Here is a 19,036-nt window from a genome sequence, read left to right on the forward strand (position 1 = left end):
TACAACATGACAAATATAGAATTTGATGAAGAAGGCTATCTTTTAGACCTAAGCCAGTGGGATGAAAATTTAGCGAAATCGATAGCCATTAAAGAAGGCCTTGAGCTCACTGAAGCCCATTGGGAGGTCTTGCGCGTTTTAAGGAACTTTTACGAGCAGTTTGAAGTCTCCCCAGCCATGCGACCTTTGGTAAAAGCAGTGACAAAAGAATTGGGGGCTGACAAAGGTAAGAGCATTTATCTAATGAAGCTATTCCCTGGCAGTCCTCCCAAATTGGCAGCCAAAATAGCCGGATTACCAAAACCCGCTAATTGCTTGTAGCGAATAAAACAAAGGCAGCGATAGGCTGCCTTTGTTTTTTTGAGCACTGTAACGGCTTTACTGACCAAACCAAGAAAGCTTTTCTTGCAGTGTAACGACTTCACCAATAATAAGCAGAGCTGGCGACTTCACTTCGTTATCAAGTGCTACCTGATGGATGTCTTTCATTGTTGAAGTAAAGACACGCTGATCTTGCGAAGTGCCTTTTTCAACAATCGCAACAGGCATAGAAGGACGCATCCCAAAACGAATCAATGATTGGCTAATCGACTCAAGACCCGTTAGCCCCATGTAAATGACCAGTGTTTGCGCTGGATGCACCAGTTCATTCCAAGGTAACTCTGTCGTGCCATCTTTTAAATGACCAGTTAGAAAACGAACCGACTGCGCGTAATCACGATGAGTCAGCGGAATGCCTGCATAGGCAGCACAACCAGCGGCTGCAGTGACACCGGGTACCACTTCAAATGGCACGCCTTCACTAACTAGCTCTTCAAGTTCCTCGCCACCTCGACCAAAAATAAATGGATCGCCGCCTTTTAGACGAACAACGACTTTCCCTTCTTTGGCTTTCACCGCTAACAAGGCGTTAATTTCTTCTTGGGGCAAGCTGTGGAGTGATTTGGCTTTGCCGACATACAGCTTCTCAGCTGTTTCTGGGATCATAGCAATGATTTGCTCACCCACTAGACGATCATAAAGCACTACATCCGCTGCAGTTAATAAACGATGTGCCTTCATCGTTAACAAATCCGGATCACCCGGTCCTGCACCGATTAAATATACTTTACCTGTCATAACAATCTTTTCTCAAATAGAAAGGCCCCGCATACGGGGCCTTTGACAATACAAAACGAAATCGTATTAACCGATTTGTGTTTTCCCGCCCATATATGGCACCAGTGCTTCAGGCACTGTGACGGTTCCATCGGCATTTTGGTAGTTTTCAAGAATCGCTACCAAAGTACGACCTACCGCTAAACCAGAACCATTCAATGTATGTGCCAACTCTGGCTTACCTGTTTCAGGGTTACGCCAACGAGCTTGCATGCGGCGCGCTTGGAAGTCCCACATATTTGAACAAGATGAGATCTCACGGTATTTCTGCTGGCCTGGAAGCCACACTTCGATATCGTAGGTTTTGTGAGCAGAGAAACCAAGGTCACCTCCACATAGCACTACCGTGCGGTAAGGCAAATCAAGCTTCTGAAGGATGGTTTCAGCATGGCCGATCAACTCTTCTAATACTTCAGTTGAACGATCTGGGCGACAGATGTGTACCAGCTCAACTTTTTCGAATTGGTGCTGACGGATCATACCGCGTGTGTCACGACCATAGCTGCCAGCCTCACTGCGGAAACATGGGGTATGCGCAACAAATTTCTGATGCAGATCTGCATCGTTTAGAATTTCATCACGAGCCACGTTCGTTACTGGCACTTCAGCGGTTGGGATCAAGTAAAGATCACTGTTGCCGCTGTCTTTGTCTACCGGCACTTTGAACAAATCTTGCTCAAACTTAGGCAGTTGTCCTGTGCCACGCAGAGACGCGGCATTCACTAGGTAAGGTACATAGATTTCAGAATAACCGTGTTCTTCAATGTGTGTATTCAACATGAATTGAATCAACGCACGGTGCAAACGAGCAAGATCAGAGCGCATCACCGCAAAACGTGAGCCAGTGATCTTTGCGGCCATCTCGAAATCAAGCATACCTAGTGCCGCACCTACATCTACGTGGTCTTTGACTTCAAAATCAAATGTACGTGGTTCACCCCAACGACGAATCTCAACATTATCATCTTCGCTTGCACCCTCTGGCACAGAGTCATGAGGGATATTTGGAATGCTCTCTAATAGTGCATCCATCTGCGCTTGAATATCATCAAGTTGTGCTTTCGCTGCCGCCAGATCATCACCAAGCGTCGCTGTTTTTGATTTCAACTCTTCTGCTAGTGTTTTATCACCAGCTTTCATCGCTGCGCCGATTTCTTTTGATACGGAGTTACGAGACTGCTGCAGCGTTTCTGTTTCAATTTGAACTGCTTTGCGACGCTCCTCTAAACTTGAGAAAGTCGCCACATCTAAATCAAAGCCTTTTTTCTTCAATAAAGCGGCAATCGCTTCTGGATCCGCACGTAGAGCTTTAATGTCTAACATCGCTGCAACAAAACCTTATGTAATTAAATAGATGAAAACTGCGTAGGGTTGGTCTTAAAAGACTCGCGCAAGGCCAATGCCTGCGGCCAATGCCAACACACCTAGCAAACAACTCAATGATAAATAGCTTAAGGCACTTAGCCAAGCCTGCTGGTTCAATAGTGAGACGATTTCTAAGGAAAAAGTTGAAAAGGTCGTAAATGCCCCTAAAAAGCCCACCATTATTAACGGGCGAAGTGGCTCCAAGTTTGGCAAACGCTCACTAATCATCACGAAGGCAATACCCATAAAAAAACTGCCCAGAATATTGATTGACATTGTCGCCATCGGATATTGCGCTTGCCAGAAACTATTAACCCACTTTCCCATGGCAAAACGCGATAGCGCACCTAGCGCCCCACCTAAAGCGATCATGATGTACATCATAACTATGTATCTCCATTTGAATAGCGTTGCAAAGGACTCTGCTGGTCTTGTTGCTCAAGCCAAGCAAGCTTCTCGCCAATTTTCTTCTCTAGACCTCGGTCCGTTGGCAGATAATAGCGCTCCGTTGCAATTTCCTGTGGGAGATAAGATTCACCCGCCGCATAAGCATTCGGTTCATTATGGGCATAACGATAATCTTCCCCATGCCCCATGTCCTTAGCTAAGCTAGTCGGTGCATTTCTTAGATGGTTCGGCACCTCAAGACTCGGATGATGTCTGACACTTTCTAGTGCTTGACTAAAAGCTCGATACACCGCATTACTCTTCGGCGCACAAGCCATGTAAACAGCTGCTTGAGCAATGGCTCTGTTGCCTTCATAAGGCCCTACTCGTTCAAATATGTCCCAAGCGTTTAACCCCACCTGTAACGCTCTTGGATCAGCATTACCAATGTCTTCTGAAGCAATCGCTAGTAAACGCCTAGCAATATATAGCGGGTCACAACCACCATCCAGCATACGCGCCATCCAGTACAACGCACCATCAGGCGATGAGCCTCGAATGGATTTATGAAAAGCAGAAATCTGGTCATAAAACACATCACCACCTTTGTCGTAGCGGCGAATACTACCCCCGAGCACGTTTTCTAATTGCTCATCGGTAATGGTTTCGCCGTCTTCGACAAAATCTGCCAGTATTTCAAGAAAATTCAGACTACGACGCACATCCCCATCTGCGGCTTGCGCCAAAACATTTAAATGATGGTCACTTACTTGGATATTTCGTTTGCCCAACCCTCGTATAGGGTCAGCGAGCGCCCGTGTCATCACATCTTGCAGATCATCAACACTTGGCGTCTGTAAGCGATAAACACGGGCACGAGACAGTAGCGCCGAGTTCAGCTCAAAGGCTGGATTCTCCGTTGTGGCACCGACAAAAAGAAAGGTGCCATCTTCAATAAACGGTAAAAAAGCATCTTGCTGGGATTTATTAAAGCGGTGCACCTCATCCACAAATAACAAGGTGGCCTTTTGTGTCATGAGGCGCCATTGTTTAGCATCGTCTACCGCCGCGCGAATCTCTTTCACACCGGACATTACAGCAGACAATTCAATGAATTTTGCATCCAAAGAATTTGCAAAGAGCTTCGCAAAGGTGGTTTTGCCAATGCCAGGAGTCCCCCATAAAATAAACGAATGACCCTGACGGCGTTCAATCATTTTGCGTAGAGGTTTGCCTTCTCCCACTAAATGCTGCTGGCCAACGTATTCATCTAATGTCTCTGGACGCATACGCGCAGCCAGAGGCGCCATGGGGTTTATATTGTCCGCGGCAAATAAATCATCCATTGCTTACTGCTCAAACATAACATCTACCGAGTCTGGTAGCTTCACAACAAAGTTGCTTTCTGATACACCATTGTGTGTTTCAATATTGGCAAACTCAATTATCGTTGTCTGCCCTAGAACATCTTTAATACTCATGGCACTGATCTTCTTATTGTCGAACGATAACGTTAACGTATCAAATAGGTCTTCTTGCTCTTTTGGCGACAATTGGTATGTATTTTCAGCTAGTGTTTTTACTTCATAGTGGGTTAACACATCTTCTGCTGACTCTCCTAACAGCGCGGCAGGAGAATTGCCAACGGAGCCAGAAAATGGCTTACGTGTGGCCTGTTCTAGGTCAACATCCCAAATTGTGACCCATTCACCATCAGAAATAATACGCTGTGGAAAAGGGGTAACTGTGTCCCAAACAAAACGATTCGGAGCCGCGAGCAAGAAAACGCCTTCGCTATTTTGCACGGTTTCACCCTGCTCGTTATTCGTCATCTGACGAAATTCGCCTTCTATATTGCGATTCTGGTCTAACAGCCCCGTCAAAGACTCTGCTGCAGTTTGCGCAACAGCTGTAGCACTCAACATTAATCCTAATACTGCGAACAAATGCTTCATAATTTCTCCTAGCCCAATCTTCCACCTTATTCAGGTATTAAAATTTCACGCTGACCGTTCGTTCCCATCGGCCCAACTAATCCAGCTGACTCCATCGCTTCCACCAAGTTTGCGGCTCGGTTATAACCGATTTTTAATCTACGCTGAATGGATGAAATTGAAGCTTTACGTGTTTCAACCACAATTTTCACAGCCTCGTCATAAAGTGGGTCTTGATCTTCACCGCCCCCTCCAGCACTAAGGTCTTCCGCGCTAACCGTCACATCATTGATATAATCTGGTTCACCACGGGCTTTCCATTCTTCTACCACTGCATGCACTTCTTCGTCAGACACGAAAGCTCCATGAACACGAATAGGGGTTGGCAATCCTGCTGGCAAGTAAAGCATATCCCCCATACCAAGCAATTGATCGGCCCCCCCCTGGTCTAAGATAGTTCGAGAGTCTATTTTCGATGACACTTGGAACGCCATTCGTGTTGGGATATTGGCTTTAATCAAGCCCGTAATAACATCTACCGATGGTCGCTGTGTTGCCAACACCAAATGTATCCCCGCTGCACGGGCTTTTTGCGCAATACGAGCAATCAACTCTTCGACTTTCTTACCTACAATCATCATCATGTCGGCAAATTCGTCGACAACAATCACGATGTAAGGAAGGGGTTCAAGATATGGTACCGTTCTCGCTACTCCATCTTCTGAGAACATCGCCATTTCCGGTGTCCATAGAGGGTCTTCTATTGGCTGCCCCGCTGCAGCCGCTTCACGTACCTTTTTGTTAAAACCAGCGATATTTCTCACCCCCAGTTTCGACATCAGTTTATAGCGGCGCTCCATTTCATCTACCGACCAACGCAAACCGTTTGCGGCATCTTTCATATCCGTGATAACAGGTGTTAGCAAATGCGGAATGCCTTCGTAAATAGAAAGCTCCAACATCTTCGGATCCACCATGATCATACGCACTTCATCTGGCGTTGATTTAAGTAGCATACTTAAGATCATGGCGTTCACCCCAACGGACTTACCTGAGCCTGTTGTACCCGCTACAAGCACGTGAGGCATTTTAGCCAAGTCCACCACAACGGGTTCGCCTGAAATATCGTGACCTAATGACAAGGTTAGCGGAGATGAAGCATTGTCGTACAAAGGGGTGTTAATCACTTCAGAGAAGTAAACCGTATCTCGATGTTGGTTAGGGATTTCAATACCGATCGTTGACTTACCTGCAATGACTTCAACGACACGCACACTCATCACACTTAATGAACGCGCAAGGTCTTTGGCAAGGTTGGTAATACGTGAAACCTTCACACCCGGCGCTGGTTGAATTTCGAAACGCGTAATAACTGGTCCGGGATTTACCTCGACCACTTCAGCTTTGACGCCAAAATCCAATAGACGCTGCTCTAGCAAGGCTGAAAGGTCAAGCAACTCCTCTTCGGTATAGCCACCCTTTTTAGGTTTTGGCGGTGTTAGCACACTCCTATCAGGTAACGTGTAAGCCGCCTCACTTCGCTCTACTTCCGTGTGAGGACCACCTAAGCCATCTAATTGTTTTGCTTCCGAAAGAGTTTTCACTGCCGGTCTATGAGCATTTAAATCGGGTTGCGGCTGACGAGCAGATTTTCCCTCTGAATTGGTTGATTTAGATTTAACAAGCTCAACAGCTCTTGGCAGATCGTCTTCATCGTTTTGAGTCGATGGAACATTAAGCTGACCCTCATAGGATTTTTGTTCCGCATTCGGTATCTCTGGAGTTTTCGCTATTTCTGCTTTCTTAGCTGGTGCTTTGGGTGTTGATTCCCAAACCTCATCAAAACGGACCTCTTTATCGTCCTCTTCAATATAGAGGGTATCTTTGAAATCAAATTTATCGTCATCAAAAGAAACGCCATCTAAGCCCGCAAAGCTTGGCTCTTGATGTTCTCGCTTCTGATTTTCAGAACTAACTGATGCCTCATCATCTCGCTGTCGCTGAAATTTACTTTTAATCGTATGCCAGAGGCCCGAAGATGACTCCTCATCAACTTGTTCTTTTTCACTTAATTGCGTTTCAGAGAGTTGCCTCTTGCGGAAAATCGCAGGCTTATCCAACTCGTCTTCATCAAAGGCCTGATCAGGAACCTTAGAAGCATTTAGCTTTCTTGCCTTGTCTTTCTTTGTGGTCGCTTTAGAATCAGCTTGTTCTTCGTCATCTTTGTCCTCACCACGCTTTAGAGCATTAGCAACTTTAAGGGAAATAAACTCTGCGCGCTCACCGATATATTCCAATAATTGGGACCAGTGAATCTGAGCAAGTAGTGTGATTGCTAAAAGAAATGCTGCCAAGCTGACAAGCGTCGCACCATCGTACCCAATCCAATGGTACAGAAGCTGCCCAAACGCTTGACCTAAAATCCCGCCAGCACCAAATTGAAGAGAAACATTACCAACAGTATGTAGAAAGCATAAAGCAGATCCAGTCGCTAAATATAAAATACTGCCGATGGAGCAAAGGATGGCATTGTTTACCGGAATCATTTTGTGCGGATTACGCCAAATGATAAAAGCCACAACGAGGAAAAGAATTGGCAAAGAATAAAATAGACTACCAAAAAAAGCAGATAACAAATCCGATAGCATCGCTCCTACTGGTCCCATAGAGTTTGTTATGGGTCCCCCACTACCAGAGTAAAACCAACCTGCATCATCTGGGTTATAACTGTAAGTTGCAAAAGCAAAAAATAAAAAAAACAGCAATGCTGTAATAAACGCTGCCTGCTTTGCAAAAGTCCCCCAGATCAGTGATCGTACAGACTCACGTTCTGCTTGTGTCAAAAGCCACCTTCCAATGTATTTAGCCAATGTTAGGCTGCAAGCTTACCATAAAAAAAGCCAGCCCGAAGGCTGGCTTTCGCTTTTGCTAAGATAGGGAAATCTTAGAAAGAAGCTTTAACACCAACGATGTTTGCTTCCATACCAGCATTTTCACCGTTGTAGTTTTCGAAGTAGTAAGTTAGATCGCCAGCAGCGTAAGCAGCGATGAAGTAAGTACCGTCGATTTCTTGCTCTAGCTCGTTAGCGTATTGAAGAGTAAGAGTAAGAGCATCAGTTGCAGCAAACTCGATGCCTACACCAGCTTCTTCGTGGTCAGTTGTGCCAGTAGCTGTTTGACGCTCACCTACACCGTAGTTTACAGAGAATGTAGCAGGACCAGCGTTGAATTGTGCACCAACGTTAACTGCATTTGCATCACCTAGTACGCCACCAGAGATACCAACTTTAGCAGCACCTAGGTCAGCAACGTAAGAGATTGCACCACCAACTTCAGAGTCACCTACGTCGTTGTTAGTAGCTTCAAGAGCAACAGTTAGGCCTGGAGCTACTGAGTAACGTACACCAGTGTTATCAGTGTCGCCGTCTTCAGTACGTAGATCAACACCAGTGTAACCGATCTCATCCATACCCATGAACGCGCCAGCTGCTACAGAACCGTCGAAACGACCGAAAGATACAGCGCCTTGTTTAACGTAAAGTTTTTCAAAACCAACTGTAGTCGCTTCATCAGCACCAGTAGTTGCAACTTCGATTTCTGCGTAAACAACACCAGTGTCAACAGAAAGCTCAAGCTCACCGATGTCAGTACCGTCAGCTAGATCACCAGTAGCTGAAGAGTCACCGTAGTAGCTAGTGTACTCAACGCCAGCAGTACCAGAAAAAACTGGCTCAGCTGCGAAAGTTGATGTAGATACTGCAGCTGCAACAGCTGATACCGCGAAAACAGAAGCAAGTTTAATCGCTTTCATTCAAGATTCCCCTTTAATTATATATGTTCGGTCTCAAGACCTTCTTGAAAGGTTTTACTACCTATTCTAAGAAACGCTGACAAATCAACGACTCAAGTATCATAAAACCCATCAATTTCAGTTTTGTGACAAATGCACAACACTAGAAAATTTTCAGCTCTTATAAAGCAATGCGTTTGGTTTTTTTTACTCACCGCTTCGAACTAACCTGATTAAAACCAAGTTTTCCTTTACTGGTCAAGCACTATGAGCACTTTTTTTGAGTTTTTTTTGCATTTTTGGGTTTTCATTTATGTCTTAATGACAAAAACAGAATATCAACACACGAAACTGTGCGAGTTTAGTACTCTTTGTATGCATAATTACATTAAAACCATTTGTTTCAAACAAACACTGAACAATTGCTAGCAAAATAGGTCAAAAATTATGGATAATAATCGTATATAACAGCCCAAAAAAAGACGATTCATGCACAAAAACTCGACAAATAGCGAAAATACGGCACAAGAACTGGTTCTCTTGACTGAATCAGTCTTCGATACACCTGACCCATTCAAAGCTCTTTTAGAACCAGAAGGGCTCTCTGCGGTGGGAGGCGACCTGAAACCTGAGCGCCTCATTCACCTTTACCAACACGGCTTTTTTCCTTGGTACAGTGATCCTGATCCAATTCTGTGGTGGCACCCGATTGAACGCTGCACCTTAAAGCCAAAACAGTTTCACTTAAGTAGGTCACTCAGGAAGTGTATAAAAAATGGCGATTGGACTTGGCGAGTAAATGATAATTTTCTAAAAACCATCAAAACCTGCAGCAAACTTAGAGTCCAAAAAGAGGGCACATGGATTTCAGACGAAATCATTGAGGCGTACTCGAATCTAAACCGTATTGGATATGCTTTTTCGATCGAAGTGTTTCAAAACCAAGAGCTTGCAGGGGGGTTCTATGGTATCGCTATGGGAAAAATGTTTTTTGGTGAATCAATGTTTTCTTTACGCCCTAATGGCTCAAAAGTGGCTCTATGGCAGTTCTGTCAGATGGCAAACAAGCTAGGTATTGAGTTGATTGATTGTCAAGTTGAGTCAGATCACTTGATATCACTTGGCGCAAAGATGATGTCGAAAAAGTCATTCGTTGCAAACCTTCAAAGCTACGTACCAACCCCCACTCGCAACGCACCGCTAAATCAGCTCGCATTAGCAAAGTGCACTCACCAAGTGGAGTTTAAGGCAGACTAAATTTGCTTTTTTAGGGTATTTTGGGCAAAATACCGCCGAAATTTTAGCAAACTCGCCAATCACAAGCCTATTTCTAGCCTAAATAGCGAGACCATGCTTAACCTTAATTAAGAACAGGACACTGATTGTGGCAAAAGAAGACAGCATTGAAATGGAAGGTACGATTGTCGATACCCTTCCAAACACCATGTTCCGCGTAGAACTTGAAAACGGTCACGTTGTGACTGCACACATCTCTGGTAAGATGCGCAAAAACTACATCCGTATTTTGACTGGTGACAAGGTAAAGGTTGAACTAACACCTTACGACTTGTCCAAAGGTCGCATCGTTTACCGTTCTCGTTAATTTAACACGATAGCGTAAAACAACAACGCCGCTTAACCTCTGGTTAAGCGGCGTTCGTGTCTCTAATAGACGAAAATGAAGAAGCTGGGTGAGCTACTCTTAACAGCTCACCGCTTCTTTGCGTACGGAGAAATCCAGCTCGTCTTTCTCTTCATTTAGCGAAACTGATACAACTCCACCTTCGGTTAAGTCACCAAACAAGATCATATTTGCCAATGGTTTCTTCAAGTGCTCTTGAATCACACGAGCCATCGGGCGAGCGCCCATTTGACGATCATAGCCTTTGTTTGCCAACCAACCACGAGCAGTATCACTGACTTCAATCATGACACCTTTTGAGTCAAGTTGCGCTTGAAGCTCTACAAGGAACTTATCAACCACATTGAAGATCACTTGTTCGTCCAATTGCTTGAACTGAATCACCGCATCTAAACGGTTACGGAACTCAGGTGTGAAGGTTTTATTAATCACTTCCATGCCGTCAGTCGAATTATCCTGCAATGAGAAGCCAATTGAACGTTTAGCCAGCACTTCTGCGCCCGCGTTAGACGTCATGATCAGAATGACATTGCGGAAATCGGCTTTACGACCATTGTTGTCTGTAAGCGTGCCGTGGTCCATGACTTGAAGCAGTAGATTAAACACCTCAGGATGCGCTTTCTCGATCTCATCAAGCAACACAACACTGTGAGGATTCTTGGTTACCGCTTCCGTTAGAAGTCCACCCTGATCGAATCCTACGTAGCCTGGTGGCGCACCAATCAAACGCGACACAGCATGACGCTCCATGTACTCGGACATATCGAAGCGAATCAGCTCAAGGCCTAATGCTTTAGCTAATTGACGTGTCACCTCGGTTTTACCAACACCAGTTGGGCCCGCCATTAGGAATGAACCGATAGGTTTTTGCTCTGCTTTCAAACCAGCACGAGATAATTTGATTGCATCAGATAAGGATTCAATCGCCCCATCTTGACCAAACACAACCATTTTCAGGTTGCGTTCAAGATTACCCAACACTTTACGATCGTCCGAGTTAGCCGCTTTCACTGGCACGCGAGCAATCTTTGAAACGATCTCTTCAATATCTTCAACCGTGATGGTTTCTTTACGAGAATCTTCAGGCTGAAGGCGCTGATACGCTCCCGCTTCATCAACCACATCAATCGCCTTATCAGGCATATGACGATCCGGAACATAACGCTGAGCCAATTCTGAAGCCGCCTTAAGTGCTGCATCTTCATATTTGACTTTGTGATGCTCCTCGAATGAGCCAATAATGCCTTTAAGAATTTCGTAGGTATCATCCACACTTGGTTCGTTCACATCCACTTTCTGGAAACGACGAGCCAAGGCGTGATCTTTTTCAAAGATGCCTCGGAACTCTTGGAAGGTCGTAGAACCGATACAACGTAATTGACCAGAGCTCAATGCAGGTTTCAATAGGTTGGACGCATCCATCACACCACCAGAAGCCGCACCTGCGCCAATAATCGTGTGAATTTCATCAATAAACAAAATAGCGTTAGGTAACTTTTTCAACTCGCCAAGTAAATGCTTAAGTCTCTTTTCAAAATCACCACGGTACTTAGTGCCCGCCAACAGTGCACCTAGATCCAGTGAGTACACCACACCATCAGCGATAACATCAGGCACTTCACCATCAACAATACGTTTCGCAAGGCCTTCGGCAATAGCGGTTTTACCCACTCCAGACTCGCCAACCAACAAAGGGTTATTCTTACGACGACGAGATAATGTTTGAACCACACGCTCAACTTCGTATTGACGACCAATCAAGCGATCAATACGGCCTGCTTTAGCTTCTTCATTTAAGTTGGTAGCGTATTTTTGCAATGGCGCCTTAGCGGTATCTTCACTATCCTCATCGTCATGCTCTACAGAATCTTCTTGTGAAGAAGCATCGCCCAGCTTTGAAATACCATGGGCAACAAAGTTAACCACATCGATACGCGCTACGTTATGACGGCGTAAAAGATACACTGCCTGACTTTCTTGTTCGCTGAACATCGCAACAAGAACATTCGCGCCAGTCACTTCACGTTTTCCTGAGGACTGAACATGGAAGACGGCACGCTGAAGAACGCGCTGAAAGCCAAGAGTCGGCTGCACTTCCCTCTCTTGATCGCCTTCTGGGATAAGAGGGGTGGTGCTGTCGACGAACTCTTCTAACTCCTTGCTCAAAGTTTCTAAAGTGACACCGCACGCCTCAAGTACTTTTGACGCTGCAGCGTTGTCAATCAACGCCAATAATAAATGCTCTACGGTCATGAACTCATGACGCTTATCTCGAGCGGCTTTGAAGGCATTATTCAAGGTTTGTTCTAGTTCTTTATCTAGCATCGCTTATCCCTCTCTTGAAATCATTCGACTTGTTGCAAGTCGCACATTAGGGGGTGCTCATTTTGTTCTGAAAACTGCTGCACCATAGCTACTTTGGTTTCTGCAATACCATATGGGTAAACGCCACAAATACCTTTACCTTTGGTATGCACTTCCATCATTACATGCTGGGCTTTCTCTGCATCCATATTAAAAAAGCGTTGTAGAACAAACACGACAAAGTCCATTGGCGTGTAATCATCATTAAAAAGAACCACCTGATACATGGATGGTGGCTTAAGCTCGGTTTCATCAGGCGCAATGGCAGTTGATGAATGACCAAAATCATCGTCCTCTAAATTTAGCTTAATTTGCTCCGATGCAAACATCTGGGACCTCAAACACTACAAATATTCACGTTAATTTGCATTTTCACAATATCTGATTACTCAGAAACTGGAAAACAATAAGAATTTTACAAATCCACGATAGAGTTCTACGCTCAACTAGAGTGTGGTTAAAAGTCAAACAATTAAACCCTGTAAATTTATACGGAGTTTAACAGATCTTTGGCCTCATAGATTGCAACGAATGTGTTTACAACGCTTATTTGCGGTTCGGCTAATCGGGCCTAAAGAGTATTGAAGGAGTGACTCATGCATCGTGGATCCGTTAAATGGTTTAATAACGCAAAAGGATACGGATTTATAGTATCTGACAGTTTCGAAGAAGATTTGTTCATTCACTATTCAGCGATCAACGTTGAAGGCTACAAGACACTAAAGGCTGGCCAAGCAGTCACGTTTGACGTGACACCGGGCAAAAGAGGTTTGCACGCAACTGAAATCACTCCTGTTACATCAGAAGCGACTTCCGCTGTGATAGAGCGCGAAGCCGAAACGGCTTAAACATAGGCTAGCTCGTTCTTAAAAGACGACTTAATGAGTTTTAAAAGTCGTTAACACCTAAGCACCTTTGGTATGATGGACACCTTAGGTGCTTTTTGGCGTCTAGACTTTTTTATTAATAAACCACTCATGTATTAAGATGCTACTGCTACTCAATAAGCCCTTCCAAGTCCTTAGTCAATTTACCCACGACGGTGATAAAGACACTCTTGCAAGCTATGTCGACATTGCAAACGTCTATCCAGCCGGTCGCTTAGATTATGACTCAGAAGGACTACTGTTACTGACTGATCATGGCCCACTTCAACACTTAATTGCTTCACCAACATTCAAAATGCCAAAAACCTACTGGGTTCAAGTGGAAGGTGACATCACAGCAGAAGCGATTGATCAACTTGAAAAAGGCGTTGAGCTAAAAGACGGACCAACCAAGCCAGCTAAATGTCAACGCATCGAAGCCCCCAATATCTGGCAACGAACGCCTCCAATTCGGGAACGCGCAAGCATTCCAACTAGCTGGATTGAGCTACAAATCACGGAAGGAAAAAACCGACAAGTGCGTCGCATGACGGCCCATGTTGGCTTTCCAACGCTTCGCTTGATTCGTGCTGCGATTGGCCCATACTCAGTTGAAAATATCCCTGTTGGTACCTATGAAATAGTAGAACCCACAGAAACATTAGCAGCACAGGTAAAAGAATTTGAACAAGAAAAAGCGCGAAAGTCTGCCTCATCTCACCGTCGCCGCCCTCATAGCGGACAACGGGCGCTATCTAATGGTCAAAGAAACACAAGACGGTCAGATCGTTCTCAACCAACCAGCCGGACACGTGGAAAACGGTGAGTCACTCCAACAAGCAGTGATCAGAGAAACACTGGAAGAAGCGGGTTGGCAAGTAGAACCGACAGGGATTTTAGGCATGTATGCATTCACCCCCTTTGCGGGAGCCGATACTTACCATCGGATTTGCGTCATTTGCCAAACCGTCGCACATATGACCGATAATCTAGATCCAGACATTCTGTCCGCAGGTTGGTTTACAAGAGAGGAAATTGAGCAACACCCTCAGCGTAGCCCGCTAATCTTGGAATGCATCAACGACTTTGAAAATGGTCAAAACTTCCCTATCAATATGATTAATAATCATCACTTGGAAGCAAAATAAAGATCTTGATCAAACGTTCAGATACAATATGACACTTATTCTAATGACGGGCCTTTACCCCGTTTCAACTATTAGAGAGCAATCATGAGTAAAGAAAACCCAAACGCATCTATTAAAGTTATCGTCGGTATGTCCGGTGGTGTCGATTCATCTGTTTCTGCCCTATTGCTTCAACAACAAGGCTACCAAGTAGAAGGCTTGTTCATGAAGAACTGGGATGAAGACGATGGCACTGAGTACTGCACAGCTAAGGAAGATTTAGCGGATGCACAAGCTGTCTGTGACAAATTAGGTATTCATCTGCATACGGCGAACTTCGCTGCAGAATACTGGGATAATGTATTTGAGCATTTCCTTGAGGAGTACAAAGCCGGACGCACGCCTAACCCAGACATCCTGTGCAACAAAGAAATCAAATTCAAAGCGTTCCTAGAATACGCTTTAGAATTAGGCGCTGACTACATTGCGACCGGACACTATGTTCGTCGTGGTGAGGTGGATGGACAACCCGTTCTACTGAAAGGCCTTGATAATAACAAAGATCAAAGCTACTTCCTTTATGCGGTTGGTAAAGATGAAATTGGTCGCACCTTCTTCCCCGTGGGCGAACTGGAAAAACCAGAAGTTCGCCGCCTTGCCGAAGAGTACGACTTAATTACGCACAATAAAAAAGACAGCACAGGCATCTGTTTTATTGGCGAACGTCGTTTTAAAGATTTCCTTGAGCAATATTTACCTGCCCAGCCAGGCAATATTGAAACGTTGGAAGGCGACATCATTGGCAAACACCACGGTTTGATGTATCACACCATTGGTCAACGCCAAGGCTTAGGCATAGGTGGTCTATCAAAATACCCTGATGAGCCATGGTATGTAGTAGAAAAAGACCTTCAGCGTAACGTGCTGGTTGTCACACAAGGTGGCCAACACGAATCCCTGTTTAAAACGCACCTTATTGCAGATAACTTCGATTGGGTCGCGCGTGAAAAGCCAAACATGCCGCTAACTTGTATGGCGAAGTGCCGATACCGTCAGCCAGACCAAGAATGTACGATTTCAGAATTAGCCGATGGTCGCGTTGAAGTCAGCTTCAAAGAACCTCAGCGAGCGATTACACCAGGGCAATCCGTTGTCTTTTACATTGGTGAGCACTGCCTTGGTGGTGGCATCATTAACGTTGCTTTTAACAAGTAAAGGCATGTCTAACTGGAGTAAGCAATGCAACACGATTTAAAAGAGCAAGCCATTGCCCTCTCCGCTATTTTTCAAGCGGCAGAGCTGGTTGCGAATTTGGCACGCAAAGGCACCGCAGACGAAGCATACAGTAAGCCACTACTTGAAAGCATTTTGGTCGTAAACTCCTCTTCTACGGAGGATATTTACGGTGGCTCATTCGACTGTCAGGGTAACTTGGCTTTAGGTCGTCGCATTGCCAAAGAAGTAATGGGGAAAGGTCGCGATGCGATTAACCCAGACACTATTCGCTATGCGCTAAGCATGATTCATCTCGAATCCAAACTGCAAAAAGACGACAACACCTTAAATGCAATTGGTAGACACTTATCACAAGTGGAACGCCAGAAAGAGCATTTTGATTCTGTGCTACATGAAAATATGATTGCCGGTATCTCAGGCATGTACCAAGAAACACTTAGTAAAATGTCGTTTCGTATACAAGTACATGGGGACGCTCGACATCTGCAACAGCCTCATACAGCGAACCAAGTGAGAGCGTTGTTGATGGCAGGTGTTCGTGCCGCCATGCTTTGGCGTCAAGTTGGTGGTCGACGTTGGCACTTAATCTTTAAGCGCAAAGCACTCATCAAGCAATTGGAAGCCCGTTTCTAAGTTACTTCTCAATACATCATGCAAGGAGCCCATAATGCAGTGAGCTTCTTGCTGATCTACCATTATACGCCACAATCATTTAGATCAATCTTGACTATATTCGCGGTCAATATTTCTCAAACCACCATTTGAGGTAGTATATTGACCAAAATTTTAATCATAATTGAATTGATTACTGGGAATGGCGGCCAAAAGTCACCTTCTATCCAAGCGGCTAACTAGCCAGAATGTTAGGGGAATTACATGTCAAAACAAACGATTTACTACACGTTGACAGACGAAGCACCAGCACTTGCAACAGCTTCACTACTGCCAATCTTTAGTTCATTTGCGAAAGAAGCAGACATCGAGCTAAAACTTACGGATATTTCATTAGCTGGCCGAATCCTTGCAGCGTTCTCTGATCGTCTTCCAGAAGATCAACGCGTTGAAGATGGTCTTTCTTTCCTAGGTGAGTTAACAGCTGATCCAAATGCAAACTTCATCAAGCTACCAAACATCTCAGCTTCTATCCCACAGTTAAACGCTGCAATTAAGGAACTTCAAAGCCAAGGCTATGCTATCCCAAGCTACCCAGAAACAGCAGAATCTGAAGAAGACAAAGAAGTTCAAGCACGTTACGCAAAATTGCTAGGTAGCGCAGTTAACCCAGTTCTTCGTCAAGGTAACTCTGACCGTCGTGCACCAGCAGCGGTGAAGGCTTACGCACGTAAACACCCACACTCGATGGGCGAATGGAAGAAAACTTCTCAAACTCACGCAGACTACATGCGTGACGGCGATTTCTTCTCATCTGAGCAGTCCGTAACAATGGACAAAGCACAAGACGTTCGTATCGAGTTTGTTGACCAAGCTGGTAACGTTGAGCTTAAGAAAACGCTTCCTCTATTAGAAGGCGAAGTACTAGACAGCATGCGCATGAGCGCAAGCAAGCTACGTGACTTCTTCGAAGCGTCTCTACAAGAAGCTAAAGACGCGGGCATTATGTGGTCACTGCACGTGAAAGCAACCATGATGAAGGTGTCTCACCCAATCGTTTTCGGTCACGCAGTAACTGTATTTTACAAAGAAGTATGGGATAAGTTCGGTGATGTGTTCAAAGAAATCGGTGTTAACCCTAACAACGGTCTAGGCAGTGTTCTTGATAAGATCAAGGTACTTCCACAGTCACAACAAGACGAAATCCTTCAAGCGATCCACGACTGCTACGAGCACCGCCCTGAAATCGCAATGGTAGACTCTGTACGTGGTATCACTAACCTACACGTACCTTCTGACGTCATCGTAGACGCGTCTATGCCAGCGATGATCCGTAGCTCTGGTAAGATGTGGGGCCGTGACGGCAAGACTAAAGACACTAAAGCAGTGATGCCTGAGTCAACTTACGCACGTATTTACCAAGAAGTGATCAACTTCTGTAAAACAAACGGCGCATTCGATCCAACGACAATGGGCACAGTACCAAATGTTGGTCTAATGGCTCAAAAAGCGGAAGAATACGGTTCACACGACAAAACATTCGAAGCAAAAGCTAACGGTGTAATGCGTGTCGTAGACGCAGCTGGCAACGTATTAATGCAACACGAAGTAGAAGCTGGTGATATCTGGCGTGCGTGTCAAACGAAAGACGCTGCGATCAAAGACTGGGTGAAACTGGGTGTTACTCGTGCTCGTAACTCTAACACACCAGCGGTATTCTGGTTGGACGAAGAACGTGCGCACGATAACGAACTACGTAAGAAAGTTGCTCTATACCTACAAGACCACGATCTTGAAGGCCTAGATATTCGTGTTATGTCTTACAACGAAGCGATCCGTTTCTCAATGGAGCGCATCATCCGTGGCCTAGACACTATTTCAGTAACAGGTAACGTACTTCGTGACTACCTAACTGACTTATTCCCAATCATGGAGCTAGGTACGTCTGCGAAAATGCTATCTATCGTACCAATGCTAAATGGCGGTGGTATGTACGAAACCGGTGCTGGTGGTTCTGCGCCTAAGCACGTACAGCAGCTTCAAGAAGAAAACTACCTACGTTGGGACTCTCTAGGTGAATTCCTAGCGACAGCAGTATCGTTCGAAGAGCTTGGCATCAAGCAAGGTAACGAAAAAGCGAAAGTACTGGCAACTTGCCTAGACAAAGCGACTGGCCAGCTTCTAGATAACAACAAGTCACCTTCTCGTAAGATCGGCGACATCGATAACCGTGGTAGCCACTTCTACCTAGCGATGTACTGGGCACAAGAATTGGCAGCCCAAACAGAAGACGCTGCATTGGCTGCTAAGTTCGCGCCACTTGCGAAGACTCTGACTGAGAACGAAGCGAAAATTGTTGAAGAGCTAAACACTGTTCAAGGTTCTGCTGCTAACCTGGAAGGTTACTACCACATGAACCTAGAAGAAGTTGCGAAAGTAATGCGCCCAAGTGCGACATTCAACGCGGCACTTGAGTCTCTATAATTTAGACTTTAGCTAGCAGTTTTAATGATCAAAAAACCACTCGAGAAATCGAGTGGTTTTTTTTTACATTT

Annotated in this window: 18 protein-coding genes; 9 read left to right on the forward strand and 9 right to left on the reverse strand. The window is 45.0% G+C overall.

Annotation, left to right across the window (positions count from 1 at the left end; all coding sequences use genetic code 11):
- The first annotated feature begins 6 nt into the window (after positions 1 to 6).
- Positions 7 to 321: a TusE/DsrC/DsvC family sulfur relay protein gene (locus tag JHD44_RS11420; protein ID WP_199462875.1), complete on the forward strand. Its 315-nt coding sequence runs from the start codon at positions 7 to 9 to the stop codon at positions 319 to 321.
- 57 nt (positions 322 to 378) lie between these two features.
- Here JHD44_RS11420 and cobA read toward each other — a convergent pair whose 3' ends face one another.
- The 7 genes from cobA to JHD44_RS11455 form a co-directional block, all read right to left on the reverse strand.
- Positions 379 to 1,119 carry a uroporphyrinogen-III C-methyltransferase gene (gene cobA, locus JHD44_RS11425; RefSeq protein ID WP_199462876.1) on the reverse strand — a complete coding sequence of 247 codons (741 nt, stop codon included), beginning with the start codon at positions 1,117 to 1,119 and terminating at the stop codon, positions 379 to 381.
- Between the two features lie 66 nt (positions 1,120 to 1,185).
- The gene (gene serS / locus JHD44_RS11430) at positions 1,186 to 2,481 is read right to left on the reverse strand and encodes a serine--tRNA ligase (RefSeq protein ID WP_199462877.1); all 1,296 of its coding nucleotides are present in this window, start codon (positions 2,479 to 2,481) and stop codon (positions 1,186 to 1,188) included.
- A gap of 54 nt (positions 2,482 to 2,535) precedes the next feature.
- Entirely contained in the window at positions 2,536 to 2,907 is a 372-nt protein-coding gene (crcB, locus tag JHD44_RS11435) for a fluoride efflux transporter CrcB (protein WP_199462878.1), read from the reverse strand.
- Between the two features lie 2 nt (positions 2,908 to 2,909).
- Complete coding sequence (locus JHD44_RS11440; protein WP_199462879.1) at positions 2,910 to 4,256, reverse strand: replication-associated recombination protein A; 1,347 nt, start codon at positions 4,254 to 4,256, stop codon at positions 2,910 to 2,912.
- A gap of 3 nt (positions 4,257 to 4,259) precedes the next feature.
- The gene (gene lolA, locus JHD44_RS11445) at positions 4,260 to 4,865 is read right to left on the reverse strand and encodes an outer membrane lipoprotein chaperone LolA (RefSeq protein WP_199462880.1); all 606 of its coding nucleotides are present in this window, start codon (positions 4,863 to 4,865) and stop codon (positions 4,260 to 4,262) included.
- A 26-nt stretch (positions 4,866 to 4,891) separates the two neighbouring features.
- On the reverse strand, positions 4,892 to 7,687 hold the full coding sequence (locus tag JHD44_RS11450; RefSeq protein ID WP_199462881.1) for a DNA translocase FtsK: 2,796 nt from the start codon (positions 7,685 to 7,687) through the stop codon (positions 4,892 to 4,894).
- Between the two features lie 101 nt (positions 7,688 to 7,788).
- On the reverse strand, positions 7,789 to 8,655 hold the full coding sequence (locus JHD44_RS11455; protein WP_199462882.1) for a hypothetical protein: 867 nt from the start codon (positions 8,653 to 8,655) through the stop codon (positions 7,789 to 7,791).
- 468 nt (positions 8,656 to 9,123) lie between these two features.
- Between JHD44_RS11455 and aat the strand changes: the two genes are divergently transcribed.
- Entirely contained in the window at positions 9,124 to 9,891 is a 768-nt protein-coding gene (gene aat, locus JHD44_RS11460; RefSeq protein ID WP_199462883.1) for a leucyl/phenylalanyl-tRNA--protein transferase, read from the forward strand.
- A gap of 127 nt (positions 9,892 to 10,018) precedes the next feature.
- Positions 10,019 to 10,237: a translation initiation factor IF-1 gene (gene infA, locus JHD44_RS11465; RefSeq protein ID WP_055461515.1), complete on the forward strand. Its 219-nt coding sequence runs from the start codon at positions 10,019 to 10,021 to the stop codon at positions 10,235 to 10,237.
- 99 nt (positions 10,238 to 10,336) lie between these two features.
- Here the strand turns inward: infA and clpA are convergent, their stop codons facing one another.
- Together clpA and clpS are read right to left on the reverse strand one after the other, a co-directional pair.
- Positions 10,337 to 12,601, reverse strand: coding sequence for an ATP-dependent Clp protease ATP-binding subunit ClpA (gene clpA / locus JHD44_RS11470; RefSeq protein WP_199462884.1), 2,265 nt, complete (start codon positions 12,599 to 12,601; stop codon positions 10,337 to 10,339).
- A 20-nt stretch (positions 12,602 to 12,621) separates the two neighbouring features.
- A complete protein-coding gene (gene clpS / locus JHD44_RS11475) occupies positions 12,622 to 12,969 on the reverse strand; it encodes an ATP-dependent Clp protease adapter ClpS (RefSeq protein WP_199462885.1) in 348 nt (115 codons plus the stop codon).
- 267 nt (positions 12,970 to 13,236) lie between these two features.
- On the opposite strand from clpS, the gene JHD44_RS11480 reads away from it, so the two are divergent.
- The 6 genes from JHD44_RS11480 to JHD44_RS11505 all read left to right on the forward strand — a co-directional run bounded on the left by JHD44_RS11480 (position 13,237) and on the right by JHD44_RS11505 (position 18,965).
- Entirely contained in the window at positions 13,237 to 13,488 is a 252-nt protein-coding gene (locus JHD44_RS11480) for a cold shock domain-containing protein (RefSeq protein ID WP_199462886.1), read from the forward strand.
- A 139-nt stretch (positions 13,489 to 13,627) separates the two neighbouring features.
- The gene (locus tag JHD44_RS11485) at positions 13,628 to 14,332 is read left to right on the forward strand and encodes a pseudouridine synthase (protein WP_233402048.1); all 705 of its coding nucleotides are present in this window, start codon (positions 13,628 to 13,630) and stop codon (positions 14,330 to 14,332) included.
- On the forward strand, positions 14,265 to 14,654 hold the full coding sequence (locus tag JHD44_RS11490) for an NUDIX domain-containing protein (RefSeq protein WP_199462887.1): 390 nt from the start codon (positions 14,265 to 14,267) through the stop codon (positions 14,652 to 14,654). Before JHD44_RS11485 ends, JHD44_RS11490 begins: the two co-directional genes overlap by 68 nt.
- An 84-nt stretch (positions 14,655 to 14,738) precedes the next feature.
- A complete protein-coding gene (gene mnmA, locus JHD44_RS11495) occupies positions 14,739 to 15,848 on the forward strand; it encodes a tRNA 2-thiouridine(34) synthase MnmA (RefSeq protein WP_199462888.1) in 1,110 nt (369 codons plus the stop codon).
- Between the two features lie 24 nt (positions 15,849 to 15,872).
- The gene (gene hflD, locus JHD44_RS11500) at positions 15,873 to 16,502 is read left to right on the forward strand and encodes a high frequency lysogenization protein HflD (protein ID WP_199462889.1); all 630 of its coding nucleotides are present in this window, start codon (positions 15,873 to 15,875) and stop codon (positions 16,500 to 16,502) included.
- 243 nt (positions 16,503 to 16,745) lie between these two features.
- On the forward strand, positions 16,746 to 18,965 hold the full coding sequence (locus JHD44_RS11505) for an NADP-dependent isocitrate dehydrogenase (RefSeq protein WP_199462890.1): 2,220 nt from the start codon (positions 16,746 to 16,748) through the stop codon (positions 18,963 to 18,965).
- Positions 18,966 to 19,036 lie beyond the last annotated feature (71 nt).

The sequence above is a fragment of the Marinomonas ostreistagni genome (assembly GCF_016461785.1).
Lineage (GTDB): Bacteria > Pseudomonadota > Gammaproteobacteria > Pseudomonadales > Marinomonadaceae > Marinomonas > Marinomonas ostreistagni_A.